At 64.8% G+C, this 14,488-nt stretch carries 19 protein-coding genes; 4 read left to right on the top strand and 15 right to left on the bottom strand.

Features of this window, described 5'->3' with window-relative positions:
- Positions 1 to 195: 195 nt before the first annotated feature.
- The 4 genes from AC3WQY_RS20860 to AC3WQY_RS20845 all read right to left on the bottom strand — a co-directional run bounded on the left by AC3WQY_RS20860 (position 196) and on the right by AC3WQY_RS20845 (position 2,814).
- Entirely contained in the window at positions 196 to 720 is a 525-nt protein-coding gene (locus AC3WQY_RS20860; RefSeq protein WP_285235259.1) for a DUF7482 domain-containing protein, read from the bottom strand.
- A 34-nt stretch (positions 721 to 754) separates the two neighbouring features.
- Entirely contained in the window at positions 755 to 1,633 is an 879-nt protein-coding gene (locus AC3WQY_RS20855) for an HD-GYP domain-containing protein (protein WP_492710463.1), read from the bottom strand.
- A gap of 92 nt (positions 1,634 to 1,725) precedes the next feature.
- Positions 1,726 to 2,208, bottom strand: coding sequence for a nuclear transport factor 2 family protein (locus AC3WQY_RS20850; protein ID WP_492710462.1), 483 nt, complete (start codon positions 2,206 to 2,208; stop codon positions 1,726 to 1,728).
- Between the two features lie 57 nt (positions 2,209 to 2,265).
- Positions 2,266 to 2,814: a carboxymuconolactone decarboxylase family protein gene (locus tag AC3WQY_RS20845; protein ID WP_492710461.1), complete on the bottom strand. Its 549-nt coding sequence runs from the start codon at positions 2,812 to 2,814 to the stop codon at positions 2,266 to 2,268.
- 138 nt (positions 2,815 to 2,952) lie between these two features.
- On the opposite strand from AC3WQY_RS20845, the gene AC3WQY_RS20840 reads away from it, so the two are divergent.
- Complete coding sequence (locus AC3WQY_RS20840) at positions 2,953 to 3,855, top strand: LysR family transcriptional regulator (protein ID WP_492710468.1); 903 nt, start codon at positions 2,953 to 2,955, stop codon at positions 3,853 to 3,855.
- A gap of 16 nt (positions 3,856 to 3,871) precedes the next feature.
- Here AC3WQY_RS20840 and AC3WQY_RS20835 read toward each other — a convergent pair whose 3' ends face one another.
- From AC3WQY_RS20835 to AC3WQY_RS20810, 6 genes are all read right to left on the bottom strand, one after another.
- The gene (locus AC3WQY_RS20835; RefSeq protein ID WP_492710460.1) at positions 3,872 to 4,213 is read right to left on the bottom strand and encodes a hypothetical protein; all 342 of its coding nucleotides are present in this window, start codon (positions 4,211 to 4,213) and stop codon (positions 3,872 to 3,874) included.
- A gap of 86 nt (positions 4,214 to 4,299) precedes the next feature.
- The gene (locus AC3WQY_RS20830) at positions 4,300 to 4,926 is read right to left on the bottom strand and encodes a pyridoxamine 5'-phosphate oxidase family protein (RefSeq protein WP_492710459.1); all 627 of its coding nucleotides are present in this window, start codon (positions 4,924 to 4,926) and stop codon (positions 4,300 to 4,302) included.
- Between the two features lie 188 nt (positions 4,927 to 5,114).
- Entirely contained in the window at positions 5,115 to 5,441 is a 327-nt protein-coding gene (locus AC3WQY_RS20825) for a TfoX/Sxy family protein (RefSeq protein WP_492710458.1), read from the bottom strand.
- A gap of 164 nt (positions 5,442 to 5,605) precedes the next feature.
- Positions 5,606 to 6,004 (bottom strand): GFA family protein, encoded by a 399-nt coding sequence (locus AC3WQY_RS20820; RefSeq protein ID WP_285235249.1) that lies wholly within the window; start codon positions 6,002 to 6,004, stop codon positions 5,606 to 5,608.
- A 525-nt stretch (positions 6,005 to 6,529) separates the two neighbouring features.
- Positions 6,530 to 7,792, bottom strand: coding sequence for a putative Na+/H+ antiporter (locus AC3WQY_RS20815; RefSeq protein WP_492710457.1), 1,263 nt, complete (start codon positions 7,790 to 7,792; stop codon positions 6,530 to 6,532).
- Between the two features lie 176 nt (positions 7,793 to 7,968).
- Positions 7,969 to 8,568, bottom strand: coding sequence for a TetR/AcrR family transcriptional regulator (locus tag AC3WQY_RS20810; protein WP_492710456.1), 600 nt, complete (start codon positions 8,566 to 8,568; stop codon positions 7,969 to 7,971).
- 93 nt (positions 8,569 to 8,661) lie between these two features.
- On the opposite strand from AC3WQY_RS20810, the gene AC3WQY_RS20805 reads away from it, so the two are divergent.
- Complete coding sequence (locus tag AC3WQY_RS20805) at positions 8,662 to 9,234, top strand: peroxiredoxin-like family protein (protein ID WP_285235245.1); 573 nt, start codon at positions 8,662 to 8,664, stop codon at positions 9,232 to 9,234.
- Positions 9,231 to 9,980 (top strand): MBL fold metallo-hydrolase, encoded by a 750-nt coding sequence (locus AC3WQY_RS20800; RefSeq protein WP_492710454.1) that lies wholly within the window; start codon positions 9,231 to 9,233, stop codon positions 9,978 to 9,980. Before AC3WQY_RS20805 ends, AC3WQY_RS20800 begins: the two co-directional genes overlap by 4 nt.
- A 48-nt stretch (positions 9,981 to 10,028) precedes the next feature.
- Here AC3WQY_RS20800 and AC3WQY_RS20795 read toward each other — a convergent pair whose 3' ends face one another.
- The 4 genes from AC3WQY_RS20795 to pal all read right to left on the bottom strand — a co-directional run bounded on the left by AC3WQY_RS20795 (position 10,029) and on the right by pal (position 12,217).
- Positions 10,029 to 10,205 carry a hypothetical protein gene (locus AC3WQY_RS20795; protein ID WP_492710453.1) on the bottom strand — a complete coding sequence of 59 codons (177 nt, stop codon included), beginning with the start codon at positions 10,203 to 10,205 and terminating at the stop codon, positions 10,029 to 10,031.
- A gap of 174 nt (positions 10,206 to 10,379) precedes the next feature.
- The gene (locus tag AC3WQY_RS20790) at positions 10,380 to 10,877 is read right to left on the bottom strand and encodes a universal stress protein (protein WP_492710452.1); all 498 of its coding nucleotides are present in this window, start codon (positions 10,875 to 10,877) and stop codon (positions 10,380 to 10,382) included.
- Positions 10,878 to 11,026: 149 nt separating this feature from the next.
- The gene (locus AC3WQY_RS20785) at positions 11,027 to 11,530 is read right to left on the bottom strand and encodes a MarR family winged helix-turn-helix transcriptional regulator (RefSeq protein WP_492710451.1); all 504 of its coding nucleotides are present in this window, start codon (positions 11,528 to 11,530) and stop codon (positions 11,027 to 11,029) included.
- 120 nt (positions 11,531 to 11,650) lie between these two features.
- Positions 11,651 to 12,217 (bottom strand): peptidoglycan-associated lipoprotein Pal, encoded by a 567-nt coding sequence (pal, locus tag AC3WQY_RS20780; RefSeq protein WP_492710450.1) that lies wholly within the window; start codon positions 12,215 to 12,217, stop codon positions 11,651 to 11,653.
- A gap of 146 nt (positions 12,218 to 12,363) precedes the next feature.
- Here pal and AC3WQY_RS20775 point away from each other — a divergent pair, with 146 nt between their 5' ends.
- Entirely contained in the window at positions 12,364 to 13,704 is a 1,341-nt protein-coding gene (locus AC3WQY_RS20775; protein ID WP_492710449.1) for a chloride channel protein, read from the top strand.
- A 10-nt stretch (positions 13,705 to 13,714) separates the two neighbouring features.
- On the opposite strand, the gene otsB is transcribed toward AC3WQY_RS20775, so the two are convergent.
- Complete coding sequence (otsB, locus tag AC3WQY_RS20770) at positions 13,715 to 14,479, bottom strand: trehalose-phosphatase (protein ID WP_492710448.1); 765 nt, start codon at positions 14,477 to 14,479, stop codon at positions 13,715 to 13,717.
- Positions 14,480 to 14,488: the final 9 nt, after the last annotated feature.

Here is a 14,488-nt window from a genome sequence, read left to right as displayed (position 1 = left end):
GCCACGCAAGACGCTCGGCTTCCAAACGCCCGCTGAGCGATTCAGCGAATGTGTTGCGATGACCGGTTGAATCCGCCGCTGATCTCGGTCATTCGAGGCCGAGGGGGTGAACGGCCGCTCTGGTCAGATCCAGTCACTGACGCAATTGCCAAACAGTGGCTGGGAGCAGCGCGGGCCTTTGCCGAATTCGCGGCGCTAGCGTGCTCCTTTTATCGCCAGGCCGTCCACGGACCGCGTGATCGGACAGTTGACGACGATGTTCGTCATCTCAAGCGACACTTCATTGGCGTCAACGGCACGCAGGATCTGCTCCTCCGATTTCATCTCTCGGGCCTGCGCTGACTTGTTCCACCGTACCAGCACCATGCGCCACAGCGGACTGTAGGAGGCGTCTGCGTTGCTCGGGCCTGTCGGCGAGGGCGCCGACTGGAAAACGGTGATCTGCGAGTCGTCCACGAACTTGTAGACCCGCTCGACGAGCGAGGGCCGGCCTTGCGCCGGGACGGCCTGGGCCAAGCGGGGAACGAGGTTGACGCCCAGCGCTTTCGCCATCGCTGGATCGGAGATGTCCGTGGTGACGTATTCGACCTTGCGACCATCCACCCAGGCAAAGTTCAAGGGCAGAGACACCACGGGGTGTCCGCCAGGGTCGGGCAGGCTGCCGCATGCGCAGACGAGTGCGGATGTCAGGATGCCGACGTACAAGTAGAAGCAGCGCATATTTTGTGTTCTCGAAATCGTTGAGCCGGCACCTCTAGTTGCCTGCGATTGCGTCAGCCCAATCGAGTACCAGGGCTTCGATCTGGGCGCGGTCCAAACCAGGCTCCAGCTCTTGCGCCGGTGCGTGCTCGCCAGTCGGCACGGCTTGCAGCCCCTGCTCGGTGCTCGTCCACGTGAAGCGCGCCGTGCAAGCCGGGCAGCCCAGATGGTCGCCAGCGCGTGCATCGCGCGTGCGGACCAGCGTTGGGCCGCATGCCGGGCAATGTTGCAGCGGAATGCCGTCGTCGCTGTGGCCGACGATGGCGTCGAAGGCTCCGTCGCGTCCCATGCGCACGAACTTCGCCCCCAGCACCTGATCGAACTGCTTGCCCAGTTCGGACTCGATGATGTCCAGGGCCTTGGCGATGGGCATGCCTGCGCGGTAGGGTCGCGTGCTCGTCATCGCATCGAATGCATCGCAGATGCCGACCAGGCGGGCATCGTGCGGAATCTCAGCGCCCTCCATGCCCATGGGATAGCCGTGTCCGTTCGGCATTTCGTGGTGGTGATGAATCACGCCGATGACCAACTCGGCCAGCGGATGGCCCGACAGCATGCGGGCCCCGACCCGTGGATGGGTCTTGATCGTCGCGAACTCCTCGTCGGTGAGGCGGCCCGGCTTGCGCAGGATGGCGTCTGGGATACCTACCTTGCCCAGGTCATGCAGAAAGCCTGCCATCGCGATGCGGCTCGCTTCGCGCGGCGTGCTGCCGGACTCCAGGGCCAAGGCGTGCGCCATGCGCGCCACGCGCCAGAGGTGGCCGCCGGTATAGGGGTCGCGCGCCTCGACCATCCAGGCAGAGACCAGCAGGCTGGCCAGCAGCGCCTGGCGTTGGCCCGCCAGTTCCTGGCGCAGGCTCAGTACTTCATTCAATTGCGGTTCAGTACTCGTCATTTCTCTGTGCGTCATGTTGCGGGCCAGAGCCGGCAACCATGGTAGTCCCAAGCCTGCTCGGCTGGGATCGTTCAAAGCCCCAATTCGCTGAGGCCTGGATGGTCGACGGGGCGTGGACCCTGGGGCCAATGGAACAGGCGCTCCTGCGCCTGGATCGGCATGTCGTTGATGCTGGCGTGCCGCACGGCCATGAAGCCGCCCGCATCGAATTCCCAGTTCTCGTTGCCGTAGGAGCGGAACCAGTTGCCGGCGTCGTCATGCCATTCATAGGCAAAGCGCACAGCGATCCGGTTGCCTTCGTGAGCCCAGAGCTCCTTGATGAGGCGATAGTCCAGCTCGCGCGCCCACTTGCGCGCGAGCAGTTGCCGGATCTGTTCGCGACCGCGCGGAAACTCGCTGCGGTTGCGCCAGCGGCTGTCCGGCGTGTAGGCCAGTGCCACGCGCTGCGGATCACGCGTGTTCCACGCGTCTTCGGCCATGCGGACCTTCTGTGTCGCAGTCTCGATGGTGAACGGTGGCAAGGGCGGGCGTGGGGCTTCGTTCGTCGTGGTCATGATGGCAGCGAATGGGAAATAGTGTGGGAAAGGACGGCCAGGCCGTCCTTCGGGTGCTCAGGCCGCCAGCTTGGCCGTGACCAGGGGGAAGTCGACGTCGGTCTGCGCCACGTTGTTCACGTAGTTGGTCAGCACGTTGAGCGCCACGTTCAACACGATTTCCAGCACGGCGGCTTCGTCGAAATCGGCGGCGCGCAAGGCAGCCAGGTCGGCATCGGAGACGCGGCCTCGCGACTCGGCCACGCGGCGGGCAAAGTGCAGGGCGGCCGATGTACGTGCATCGTCCGAGCGGCCGTCGCGGGCGGCGTCGATTTCGCTCGCTGTGATCTTCAGCAGGTTGGTGGACAGGTAGCTGTGGACCGACAGGCAGTAGTCGCAGCCGTTGTACTCGGCAATGGTCAGCGCAATGCGCTCGCGCAGCTGCGCGCTCAGCTTGCCCTTGGCCAGGGCGCCGCTCAGCGACAGATAGCCTTCCAGTGCGGCCGGGCTCTGGCCAACCAGTTTCATCAGATTGGGCACGACGCCCAGTTGCTTCTCGACCGCGGCCAGCAGAGGCTTGGCGGCTTGGAGGGATTGCTCGACGGTGGGGATGCTGAGGCGGGACATGTTCAAACTCCGGTGGGGTGATGAGTGATTTCGGCTTGGCATTCACTGGGTGTCCAGCGAATGACTGAACTGTCGTTGAATCGGCTGATGATTAGAATCACCGCCAGATCCAATACACCGTTACGGCTGGAGGAACAGTTGGACCGACTGCATCTCATCAATGTCTTTGTGGCGGTGGTCGATGCCAGCGGCTTTGCCGGCGCGGCGCGCAAGCTGGGCATTTCGCCCCCGGCCGTCACGCGGGCCATCAGCGAGCTGGAGGCGCACCTGGGCGCACGTCTGCTGACGCGCACCACGCGGGTGGTTCGCGTGACCGAGGCCGGTGCCCGCTACGTGGAGGATTGCCGTCGCATCCTGGCGGAGCTGGCGGAGGCCGATGAATCGGTCAGCGGCCTGCATGGCGCGCCGCGCGGGCGCCTGACCGTCACTGCGCCGGTCATGTTCGGCGCGCTGCATGTCACGCCGGTCGTGACCGAGTTCCTGCAAAGATATCCCGAGGTCACGGCCTCCTGCTGGTTCCTGGACCGGGTGGTGAACCTGACGGATGAAGGGGTGGATGTGGCCGTGCGCATCGGTGAGTTGCCGGACTCGTCGCTGCAGGCGATTCGCGTCGGCAGCGTGCGCCGCGTCATCTGTGGCGCGCCGGGGTATCTGGCCGAACACGGCGAGCCGCGGCAGCCCGAGGACTTGCTGGGCCACGCGCTGATTTCGGCCAATGCCGTGACGCCGGCGCCGGAGTGGCGCTTCAAGGTGGAGGGGGAGGTCAAGGCGGTGAAGCTCGCGCCGCGCATGTTGACCACGACCAATGATTCAGCCATCGCGGCCGCCGTGGGCGGCTTCGGGCTCACGCGACTGATGTCCTACCAGGTCGACGGCCTCGTCCGTAGCGGCGAGCTGCGCCTGGTGCTGGAGCCGTATGAACTCGCGCCGCTGCCGGTGCATCTGGTGCATCGTGAAGGTCGCCACGCCTCGCACAAGGCGCGGGCCTTCATCGATCTGGCCATCGAGCGGCTGCGCGAGCGGCTGGCGCCGCCCGGCTGAAGCGCTCGCAGCGGCCTCAGGCCGTCTTGCTGACGATCAGGTTGCACACCTGTTCGTGCAGGTCCTGCAAGTCTTGCGGTGCCTGCGAGAAGTTCATCTTCTGGTCCATGCGAATGCGTGCATCGGCCAGGGCCGCCTTGGTCGGGCGATCCCATTGCGGACCCAGCAGTCCCTTCATGATGACGGTGGCATGGTGCTCGGCCTGATCGTCATTGAGCGGCTTGCCCAGCAGTGCGGCGCCGCGCTTGAGCGTCTCGCCATGAATGGTGACGAAGCAGCCGAGCATGGCGTCGCGCGCCTCGACCGGGGTGATGGCGGCGTCGGAACGGGCCTTGGTGAGCATTTGCTTGATGTGCATGGTGAAACTCCTGGGGTTGAGGCGGGACGAGTTCGCCCGCCCCGGCGGCCTCGCGCCGGGACTGGCTTGGAAGAGGGGGCGCCCGACTAGGGCCGCTGTGGCGACGCGGCCCGCAGTCGGGCCAGTTCGCTGCGCGCCTGCTCGAGCTCGACGCGCAGCGGCTGCACGGCCTGCTCGATCTCGGCTTCGGTGAAGCGTGGCGTGATGTGCTGCGGGCAGTTCCAGTCGAAGGCTTCGACCGTGATGACGAAGGCCCTCTCGACCTGGGCCCGGTATTGCGGCAGCTTGAGTCGGGCCAGCAAGGCCAGATCCTCGGTCGCGCTAACGAGGCGCACCCGGCCAAGAATGTTCAGACGTCGCTGGTTCGCATAGTCCATCAGCATGAGTGACACGCGATCGTTGCCTTCGAGGTTGCCGACGCTGATGTACTGGAGGTTGCCGCGAAAGTCGGCGTAGGCCAGCGTCTTGGCGTCCAGCACCTTCAGAAAGCCGGCCGGGCCGCCGCGGAACTGCACATAGGGCCAGCCGGTTTCGCTCACGGTGGCCTGGTAGAAGCCATCACGCTCGCTGATGAACTCGGCTTCGCGTTCAGTCAGCGCATCGCGTCTATCCCCGGCCTGATCCAGGCGTGCGTAGGACGACCGGCTGCCCATGCGGGTCTGCATGGCACGCACGGTGGGCGTGAAGGCAAGGTCTGAGTAGGCGCGGCTCATGGTTCGGTCCGGTGTCGTTGACCCCGCTGCAAGCGCTGCAGTGAGTGACCGAACTATGGTTGAGCACGTCAGAAAACAGAATGGCCACCGAGCCGAATGCAATGTTTCGCTGGACGGAACGGCGGCGCGCCGTTGCCGTGCGCCAGTCTTGGAGTCGGCCTTGGGTCCGTGCAGGCCACGGCGCAAGGCTACTTGGGGGGCAGCGATCCGGCGAAGCTCGCAGCGAGCGCTATCCAGGTGTCCAGGCCGACGTCCATGGCGTCGTCGGCGTTGACCCAGACGATGCCCCGCATCGGGCGTCCCGTGATGTCCATCGGTGTCGCGCCCGGTCGGGCGAGCGCCTCGGATTCGAGGTCCTTGCCGACGCGAAACATGAACCTGCCGACTTCAACGCCGCACAGCATGTGGCCGCGCAGCATCCAGCAGTAGCCGCCGAACATCTTCTTTTCCTCGATGCCCGGGCGACCCGTAAGCGCGCTCCGCATCAAGTCGGCGAGGTGGGGATCGAAGGGCATGTGTGCTTTCCTGAACCATTGTGCTCAAGGCATCGGGTCACGCTTCGCGATGGGCCAGGGCAATGATTGGGCAATGCTTTCCTTGCTGGCGTCTGGGGGCTGGGTCTTGTCAGCTGCATGAGCTTGAATGGCGGCCCCGCAGCGCGGCTCGTGGCGCGAGGCCTTTACTGTCCTGGCGTTCCCGGCAGGTTCTCAAGGTCGTGGACCCATGGCATTGCCGAAGCGGTCCAGATCTGCTTGACTGGCTCCAACTGCGAACGCTCGGCAACGCATCCGAGACGCACGCCATAGACGGCGGGAGCATCGGGCGAGGTCGCATACAGCGGCGTGCCGCATTCTCCGCAAAAGGCCTGAGCGCGACGGTTGCCGCTCTGCGCGGTCTTGATGTAGACCTTCGGCGTGCCTGTCAACGTGAAGTCTTGAGCGGGCACGGGCAGCACGGCCCGATAGGGTGCACCCGACATCGTCTGGCAGTCCGTGCAATGGCAGACAACGACCTTCGATGGGTCCGCCTCGGCAGTGAAGCTGATGCTGCCGCAATGGCATTGGCCATGGATCTTCATGAGTTCCCCTTGGTGGACATGGAAGCCTCCCGCGCCGCCCTACACCCCGCTTGCATTTCAGGCTTGGTCGCTGTCTGGAGGGAGCGTGTCCGCCATTCTCAGGCAGCCCGCTCGTGCATGTCACGCTGGTGCGCCAGCCGGCCCCAGCACGGCGCAGGACAGCACTAGGCAGCCGAGCGCAAATGACGCGACAGCCATCCATCCCAGTCGTTCAAGCGCACGCGGGACCGCCATCTGTGCGAAGCGCCGATGCCATCCCCATGGCAATACCAGGAGGCAAGCTGTCGTCCCCACAAGAGCCCATCCAAACAAGCTGAAGGCATCTGTGAGCAGCATGTACGGTGCCTGGAGCACGAATGCGGCACCTCGCGACGAGGCGAGGGGAGAGCTCGGCGTAGTGCGCGAGCGCCGATCCCGCGAAGCCCGACAGGAAACGCCGGGCCTTCGCAGGGGCCATGACGGCCAGGAGCGCCAGCCCGATGAAGTAGCTGCCCGTCAGCAGCACGATGACCAGAGGGGCGGTGCTCACAGCAGCAAGAAGGCCGCGGCCGCCACCAGTGTCGGCCCCAGCGCCCCAAGCAGCAGCTCGCCGGCGCCGATCGACTCGTCCTCGAAGCCCCGCTTGAGCAGGGCCACGCCCGCCGGGTTGGGTGCATTGGCGATCACCGTCAGGCCGCCACCGGCAACAGCGCCCGCCACAAGCATGTACTTGGCCTCGCTGGAGATGCTGGTGATGAGCGAGCCCAGGTAGGTCAGCGCCGCGTTGTCGGTGACGGCTGTCAAGCCGAGCGCGCCGAAAAACAGGGCCAAGGGTTCGAGGCTGGACACCAGGGGTTGCAGCCACCAGGCCTGCATCCCGCCGAGTACCACCAGGCCAGCCAGGAAGAATGCCACGAGCAGCGCCTCCTTGATGATGAGCGGGCTCTGGTGCCGCTCATAGGCCTGACTGAAACCGAGGAACATCAGGAAGAGGCCCAGGAACGCAACCGGGTGATGGGCCAGCAGCACGACGCCAGCGAGCAATGACAGGTGCACCAGCACGACGGGCAGGGGCACGGCCTCTTCCGGCGCGACGCTTCCCCCCCCAATGACCAGGTGCTTGCGCAGCAGCAGCGTGACGACCGAGGCGTTGACCAGCACAGCCAGCGCTGCCTTCCAGCCGAAATGCGCGAACATGAAGGCGCTGTCCCAGTGCCAGGTCGTGGCCACCATCAGCACCGGCGGTGCGGCGTAGGAGGTGAGCGTGCCACCGATGGAGACATTGACGAACAGGACGCCGAGTGCCAGGTACTTCAGCTTCTCGGGCACCTGGAGACGGAACACCTGCGGGGCCAGCATCAGCGCGGCGATGGTCATGGCTGCCGGTTCGGTGATCAGCGAACCCAGCAGCGGCACCGCCGCCAGGCCCAACCAGGCGCTGGCCATCGGCGTCGGTAGCGGCAACAGACGGGCCAAGGCATCGACTGCCCAGACCACAGTGCGCAAAACCGGCCGCGAAGCCGCCACCACCATGACGACGAAGACGAAGAGCGGTTCTGTGTAGTTGCGCGTTTCCGCATAGGCCAGCGCCTGCGTCCCGCCCTGCATGCCGGCCATCGCGAGGACCAGGACGATCGCCCAGAACCCGAAGACGACCTCCACCTCGCCGAGCAGGTGGAACAGCCCTGCATGTTTGGGGAAGCGGTGGGAAAGGCGTTCGAACTGCTTGGCGGCGAAGGTATGCGCCAGTGCCAGCACAAAGATGGCGAGGGCAAGGTACTGAATGGTCTGATCGGGCGTCGGCTGCATGGTCGTGACAGTTCCGCGTGGCGGCCCGACCAGCGCGATCTACCTGCTGCCCCGTGAATCGGCTCAGCACCCGGCGCGAGTGTAGCCAGCTGAGGGCTCATCTCGCTGCCAGCGCCGCCGAAATGCAAAGTTGGCAAAGCGATCCGGGGACACCAGCAGCCCCTCGCGCTCGCCGTCTATTTGCCACGCACCCGCTGCTGCTTGGGAGTCTGCAGCACCGTGCCCAGCCAGGCCGTTGCTTCATCCACTTGACGATGAACGACGCCAGGGTCACGCCGTGCTTGCGCGACCACCGCGGCACCCTGCAACACGGAGAGCAGGTGTTCAGCAGCTCGCTGCGCCTGCGCCTTGGGCAGGACCTGAGCGAAGGCCTCACGCAAGTAGTTCTCAAGCTGCAAGAGCAGTGAGGCCGCGGGGGAGTGCAGGTCGGCGTCGGACTTTCCCAATTCGGTAGACAAGCCGCCGACAGGGCAACCATAGAGTGCTAGCTCTTCGGCAGTGTCCCTGACATGCTGCAGCAGCCGCGTGATCGTGGTCCGGGCGTCCTCACCCTCCTGCGCGGGCTCGACGAGCTCTGTCCATAGCGTCTTGGATCTCTTGTCGAGAACAGCATCCAGCAGATCCTTCTTCGACTTGAAGTAGTACGCCAGATTGCCCTTCAAGAGCCCGGAGGCTTCAGCCACATCTGCGATCGATGTGGCGGCGAATCCACGCGTGGCGAAGAGGCGCAGGGCTTCGTCGACAACGCGATCACGTGTGGTTGAGGAGTTGCTCATGGGCGAATTGTATCTGGACGATCGTCCAAAAGGTGATTGCAATTTGGACGATCGTCCTGATAATATTGGTCGATCGTCCAAATGAGGTTGACCATGCCACTTCAAGAGGGCGCCTTGGCGCCTGAGTTCGTCACCGCCGATATGTTCGGCCAGTCCATCCGACTCTCTGACTTCAAGGGGCGGCCGGTACTCCTTTCGTTCATGCGCTACGCGTCTTGCCCGATGTGCAACCTCAGGGTGCGCGATATGGTGCTTGCGCATGAGCGTTTGGCGAGAGCGGGGCTCGTCATGCTGGTCGTCTTCCAGTCCAGCGCCGAGAGCATGGGGGAGTACGTGGGTCGACAGGACTCGCCGTTTTCCCTCATTCCAGACCCGGAGATGCATCTCTACCGTCTCTATGGCGTTGAACGGAGCTGGGCGGGGCTGCTGGCCCCAGCCAACGTGTTCCATGCCTTCCGCGCCTTCTTCCGGGGCTTCTTGCCCGGACGCGTGGATGGCCCCATCGACAGAATGCCCGCAGACTTTCTCATAGGCGCGGACGGCCGCATCGAGCGCGCCTTCTACGCGCGTGCCGCCGCGGAACACGTCCCACTCAGCGAAGTCACCTCATGGGTTCATGGAAGGCTGCCGAGCACTGGCAATGGCTCCGTGGAAGGCACGGCATGAGAGTGCGTCAGGAAGTCGTGCGCATTCCCATCCTTCCCTTCGGACTCGTGAACGCGCATCTTGTGCTGGGCACTGACGGCGCAATCTTGGTCGACGCCGGTCTACCTGACACTCAGGATGTCGTGGAGCAAGCGTTGCGGGCGCGGAATCTGGCTTGGTCGGACGTCAAGCTGATCGTGGTCACGCACGCCCATATTGACCATGCCGGCAATGCAGGCAGGATCCGGGCGCTGACCGGGGCTCCCGTCTGTGCACATCAGGGCGATCTGGATCACTACAGGCAGCACAAGCGGATGACGTTCTGTGCAACTGGGGCATTCGGCCGGCTCTTCTATCGCACCGGCCTGATCCAACGTGCCTACGAGCCCTTTGAGCCAGACATCCTGCTCTCGGGAAACCAGACGCTGGACCTGCGGCCGTATGGCGTCGCCGGTACGGTTGTTTCCACACCCGGCCATACCTGCGGATCGTTGAGCGTCGCGCTGGACGATGGCCAGGCGCTTGTCGGCGATCTCATCTCATCCGGAATTCTCCTGGGCGGGATTGCGCTGACGGGGCGGGCGAAACGTCCACCTTTCGAAGACGACCCATCGCGTGTTGCCGACGCCCTGGATCGCTTGACAGCGGAAGGTTCCCTTCGCTTCTTCATGGGGCACGGCGGACCATTGCCGGCAAGCGAAGTGCGGCGGCACGCCAACCGCCTGCGTCAGGGCAGTGGCAAACGTTCCGCCGGCACGTCCAGCTGAACTTGTTGTGGACCTCGGGAAGTTCATGAAGAGCCTCTCCTCGCCGTCTCAGCTCGGAGACCTCAGGCGAAGGGTCATTTCGACGAAGTGCGCAAATGGAGTCTCCGCGAAGCTCAGCAAGAATCGTCCCGCCCTCTCGGGGATTGCAAGAGCCACCGCGGCCAGTCCGATGAAATAGAGCGCCGTCAACAGCACGCCGAGCAACGCCAGCATGTTCAGCATCATTGCCCGGTATGTGCCAGCGTCAGCACAAAGACGGCGAGTGCAAAGTACTGAATGGTCTGATCGGGCACCGGGTGCCTGGTCGTGACAGTTCCGCGTGGCGGCCCGACCAGCGCGATCTACCTGCTGCCCCGGGGATCGGTTCAGCACCCGGCGAGAGTGTAGCCAGCTGAGGGCTCATCTCGGCGCCAGCGCCCGCCGCGATGCGAAGTTTCTGCCCTGCCGCCAGGGGTGTTGACCGCTCACCCAGATGGGTAGATCGGTGACGTCTGCCAGGCCCCTGGCAACCGAACTGCCGAACAATCGGCGCCACAAGGTGCGCTTGCTGGAACCGGCAACGATGAGCTCACAGCCTTGATCACACGCGAACTCGGAAAGAGGCCGGGCAATCGAGACGCCACTGATTGCGGCGCATCTGGCGTCAACGCCTTGGGCTTGCGCCTGCGCCATCGCGGAAGCGAAGATGGTAGCTGCTGCGGCACCCAGCCCAGCCTGCAGTCCATCGCGCGTGAGGTAGGCACGCGCAGGTGCCTCAATGATTGGCAGATCGAATGCCGTCACGACGTGAACAAAAGTGACCTGCGCATTCAACTCGCTCGCCAAGCGCAGTCCATCGGCGACTGCGACGCCAGTGCTGCGGCCGAAGCCGACGGCGACAAGAATCCTCGCGACCATGGTCCCAGGCCTCTAACGACGATCAATGGCTGCTGAACATGCGGCCTTCGCGAAAGCGGGCAGCGGCGTCATGCAAATATTAATTTGCACAAATGTATCAGTTCGACGGGGGCGCTCATCGCAGGCGAGCCGCGGAGCTCGCGGGGCGCTCAGAGATTGCCGAGGGGAATATTGCCGCCGCGCTCGTCGGCGTGAAGCACATCGATCAGTCGCGCCAGATCCACTTCCAGCCGATCGAGCGACTCTGCGTCGAGAGCGGCGAGCGCCTCCGGCAGCACGCCTGTAAAGGGGCCCGGGCTGCGCTTCAGCAGCTTGGCACCTGCCGGCAGCAGTCGCAGGCTGACGGCCCGACGATCGCTGCCGGTCTTGGCAGCGACAACCAGCTCGCGCTCTACCAGCGACTTCACCAGGTTGCTTGCGGTGGACTGATGAATGTTCAGGGCCTTACCTAGCTCGCCCATGCCAATGTCCGGCCGGTCACGGATGACGCCCAGTGCCCACAGCTGCGCGCCGCCGAGGCCCACCTTCTTCTCGACGCGCTGAAAGTGCGTCTTGACGGCGTTGAAGATCTGCCTGAACTGCCGCAACACGCGAATCGCCGCCTCGTCCTGGACTTCGGGATTGCTGGGGCGGGTGCGTGCCTTCTTCATCATGCGGCGATCATATTCGGCAAAAAAATGGGCGCCCCAAGAGGCGCCCAAATCCCGTTAGGACTCCCACTGCGGGAGACCCGTCTCGCGAAGGCTCGAGTCTTCGCGAGGCTGCCTCACGCGTTACTTCAGATAGACGATGTCCGCGCGTCGGTTTTGGCGCCAGGCTGCCTCGTCGTGGCCCATGGCGACGGGCTTTTCCTTGCCGAAACTGACCGCTTCGATCTGCCCGTCCTTGGCGCCCATCAGCTTCAGCGCCGACTTCACGGCTTCCGCGCGGCGCTGGCCCAGAGCCAGGTTGTACTCGCGCCCACCGCGTTCATCAGTGTTGCCTTGCACGGTCACCTTCAGATTGCCCTGCTGTGCCAGGTAATGCCCATGGCGCTCGGTCACGCCAGCGTAGTCGCTACCGATGATCGAACTGTCGAAGTCAAAGAAGACGCTGTGCTCGCGGCTGAGCGCACTGCTGGGATCCAGGTGCAAGGGCACGACGCGCGACGCCGCCACCGGTGCAGGCGCGGGCTTGGGCGCAGGGGCTGGCGGTGCAGCCGCCGGAGCCGACGCCACAGGGGCTGCGGGCGCAAGAGGCGCGACCGGGGTGCTCGAGCAGGCAGCCAGAAGGGCTGAGATCAAGCCAAGGATGAGTAGTGAACGACGCACGATGTCTCCAGTAGTTCGCTTGGTTTTCATGACCGGCGGCTGATCGGCCGGCGCGCAAGCTTACACTAATTGCATTTGTGCAAATGTTATTGCTTTTGTTGCTGAAGGCAAGACATGTGCATGTCGTGATGGGCTCCGCAAGGGTGCCCTGCAACCACAGGACGCCGGTCCCTCCCATGCAACAACCTGACTTCGTGACGGCCCTTCACCGCGACCTTGCCGACTGGCGTCAGTGGGTGGGCCGTGCCGTCGTGCTGGCCTATGCGGCCTGCGCGGGCCTGGCCGTGGTGGCATTCACCTGGCTCAGCGAACAGGCGCTGGGCGGATTCTTTGCACTCAGGAACTGGAGCCCGTGGCTGCCGCTCGTCTGGGTTCCGGCATGCACGGCGAGCCTCGTCTGGATGACGCGCCGCTTTGCGCCGGGCGCGTCCGGGTCGGGCATTCCTCAGGTGATGGCTGCCCTGTCGCCCGCGGTCGATCGCGAACGTTGCGCCATGTTCGTGTCCTTGCGATTGAGCGTGGCCAAGATCCTCTTGACCGCAGGCGGCTTGCTCGGCGGTCTGGCCATAGGGCGAGAAGGCCCCTCGGTCCAGATTGCCGCTGGCGTGATGCAGCATGCTGGCCGCTGGCTGCCTGAGCGATCAGCGATCAACCATCACGGCCTGCTGGTGGCCGGAGGGGCCGCCGGCATCGCAGCCGCTTTCAACGCGCCGCTCGCTGGCGTGATGTTCGCGATCGAGGAACTGTCACGCAAGCTGGAGGAGCGCAATAGCGGGCTCATCGTGGCCGCCATCGTGCTGGCTGGCCTGATGGCCGTTTCGGCCTATGGCAATGCCAGCTATTTTGGCGAAATCCATGTGGGGCTGCTGAGCTGGCACTACCTGCTGCCCGGTCTGCTGGTGGTGCTGGGCTGTGGCCTGACCGGCGGCCTGCTCTCGCGACTGCTCCACACCAGCATGGTCGGCGGCCAGGATTACTTCAGCCGCCTCAAGCACCGCCATCCGATCCGCTTCGCGGCTGCCTGCGGGCTGGTCGTTGCGGTGGTCGGACTGGTGAGCGATGGTGCCACCTTCGGAAGTGGCTACGGCTACACGCGCCGCCTCGTTGAAGGCCACATGGACATGCCCATGCTCTATGTCACGCTGAGACTCGTCGCGACCTGGCTGGCGGTCTGGTCAGGCGTACCTGGCGGCATCTTCGCGCCCTCGCTGGCCATCGGTGCCGGCATCGGCAATGACATGGCGCTGCTGGCCGGCATGCACGAGGGCTCGGCGCCACTGATCGCGATCGGCATGGCGGCCTTCCTCGCGGCCGTGACCCAGGCGCCGTTGACGGCCTTCATCATCGTGATGGAAATGGTCGATGGTCATGCCATGGTGCTGAGCCTGATGACCGGTGCGCTCGGCGCCAACCTGATCTCGCGCTGGATCAGCGTGCCCTTGTACTCGGCGCTTGCACAGGCGCAACTTTGCCGCCTTGATGCTGCCCCGGTACAGCGCGAGTCAGCGGCCGCGTAGCCAACAATCGTCAAGGGCTCCGCTCGCCGAGCAACACGATCATGCGATCCAGGAGCATGGCCATCTCGTTGGGGCTGTCCAGATAGAAGCGTGCCCTGGAGGGTGGATCGGTCCGGCCGACCTTGATGGTCAACCAGCTTGGCGGTGCGCGCTCGAAGACGGGTTCGTCATTGAGGTCGTCGCCGACGAAGACCGCCGCTTCGCGTTGCGCCAGCAGGGCCAGGCGGTGCACGGCATCTGCCTTGTCGGGAGCCATGGCGGCGACGATGTTGAAGACCCGCTTGCCGCCGAACACATGCAGCGCAGGGCTGGCTCCACGCAGGATCTCTTCGAGCCTGCGGCTCGCGCGTTCCGGATCCGGGGCCAGGCGGTAATGCAGGGCGATGGAATGGCGCTTGTCCTCCATTTGAACCCCGAGCTGCTGCAGCTCGGGCCGATAGGACTGCAGCCAGACGCGAGCGTCCTGTAGCGCAGAACGCCATGGCGCATCGTCACTGCCGACTTCGCTCTCGGCCCCATGGCTGCCAACGATGAACTCGGGCTCGAATCCCAACCGGGGGCGGACATCGGCGATTTCCCGCCCGGTCACGATGGCCACGGGCAGATGCTCCGACAACTTGCTAAGCCGCGCTGCGACGCCAGGGGCCATGCGCGCCCGGTCGGGTCGGGCCACGATGGGCGCCAGCGTGCCGTCGAAATCGAAAGCGAGCAGAGGTCGGGCACACATCGTGGCCGCGAGATGCGCCTCACCCTGGGGACTGAAGACATGCAGCATCGAGACCCG

This window comes from Roseateles sp. FW301-B2 (assembly GCF_058788955.1).
The sequence above is the reverse complement of the archived record's forward strand: the minus strand, read 5'-3'. Positions and strand labels throughout refer to the sequence as shown.

Bases quoted from the DNA above. Each gene is read 5' to 3' on its own strand.
- AC3WQY_RS20825 (WP_492710458.1), bottom strand. From the start codon at position 5,441: ATGCCCTTCGATCCCCACCTCGCCGACTTGATGCGGAGCGCGCTTACG.
- AC3WQY_RS20805 (WP_285235245.1), top strand. From the start codon at position 8,662: ATGCCACTTCAAGAGGGCGCCTTGGCGCCTGAGTTCGTCACCGCCGAT.
- AC3WQY_RS20800 (WP_492710454.1), top strand. From the start codon at position 9,231: ATGAGAGTGCGTCAGGAAGTCGTGCGCATTCCCATCCTTCCCTTCGGA.
- AC3WQY_RS20820 (WP_285235249.1), bottom strand. From the start codon at position 6,004: ATGAAGATCCATGGCCAATGCCATTGCGGCAGCATCAGCTTCACTGCC.
- AC3WQY_RS20860 (WP_285235259.1), bottom strand. From the start codon at position 720: ATGCGCTGCTTCTACTTGTACGTCGGCATCCTGACATCCGCACTCGTC.
- AC3WQY_RS20810 (WP_492710456.1), bottom strand. From the start codon at position 8,568: ATGAGCAACTCCTCAACCACACGTGATCGCGTTGTCGACGAAGCCCTG.
- AC3WQY_RS20795 (WP_492710453.1), bottom strand. From the start codon at position 10,205: ATGATGCTGAACATGCTGGCGTTGCTCGGCGTGCTGTTGACGGCGCTC.
- AC3WQY_RS20835 (WP_492710460.1), bottom strand. From the start codon at position 4,213: ATGCACATCAAGCAAATGCTCACCAAGGCCCGTTCCGACGCCGCCATC.
- pal (WP_492710450.1), bottom strand. From the start codon at position 12,217: ATGAAAACCAAGCGAACTACTGGAGACATCGTGCGTCGTTCACTACTC.
- AC3WQY_RS20815 (WP_492710457.1), bottom strand. From the start codon at position 7,792: ATGCAGCCGACGCCCGATCAGACCATTCAGTACCTTGCCCTCGCCATC.
- AC3WQY_RS20845 (WP_492710461.1), bottom strand. From the start codon at position 2,814: ATGTCCCGCCTCAGCATCCCCACCGTCGAGCAATCCCTCCAAGCCGCC.
- AC3WQY_RS20830 (WP_492710459.1), bottom strand. From the start codon at position 4,926: ATGAGCCGCGCCTACTCAGACCTTGCCTTCACGCCCACCGTGCGTGCC.
- otsB (WP_492710448.1), bottom strand. From the start codon at position 14,479: ATGCTGCATGTCTTCAGTCCCCAGGGTGAGGCGCATCTCGCGGCCACG.
- AC3WQY_RS20775 (WP_492710449.1), top strand. From the start codon at position 12,364: ATGCAACAACCTGACTTCGTGACGGCCCTTCACCGCGACCTTGCCGAC.
- AC3WQY_RS20850 (WP_492710462.1), bottom strand. From the start codon at position 2,208: ATGACCACGACGAACGAAGCCCCACGCCCGCCCTTGCCACCGTTCACC.
- AC3WQY_RS20785 (WP_492710451.1), bottom strand. From the start codon at position 11,530: ATGATGAAGAAGGCACGCACCCGCCCCAGCAATCCCGAAGTCCAGGAC.
- AC3WQY_RS20790 (WP_492710452.1), bottom strand. From the start codon at position 10,877: ATGGTCGCGAGGATTCTTGTCGCCGTCGGCTTCGGCCGCAGCACTGGC.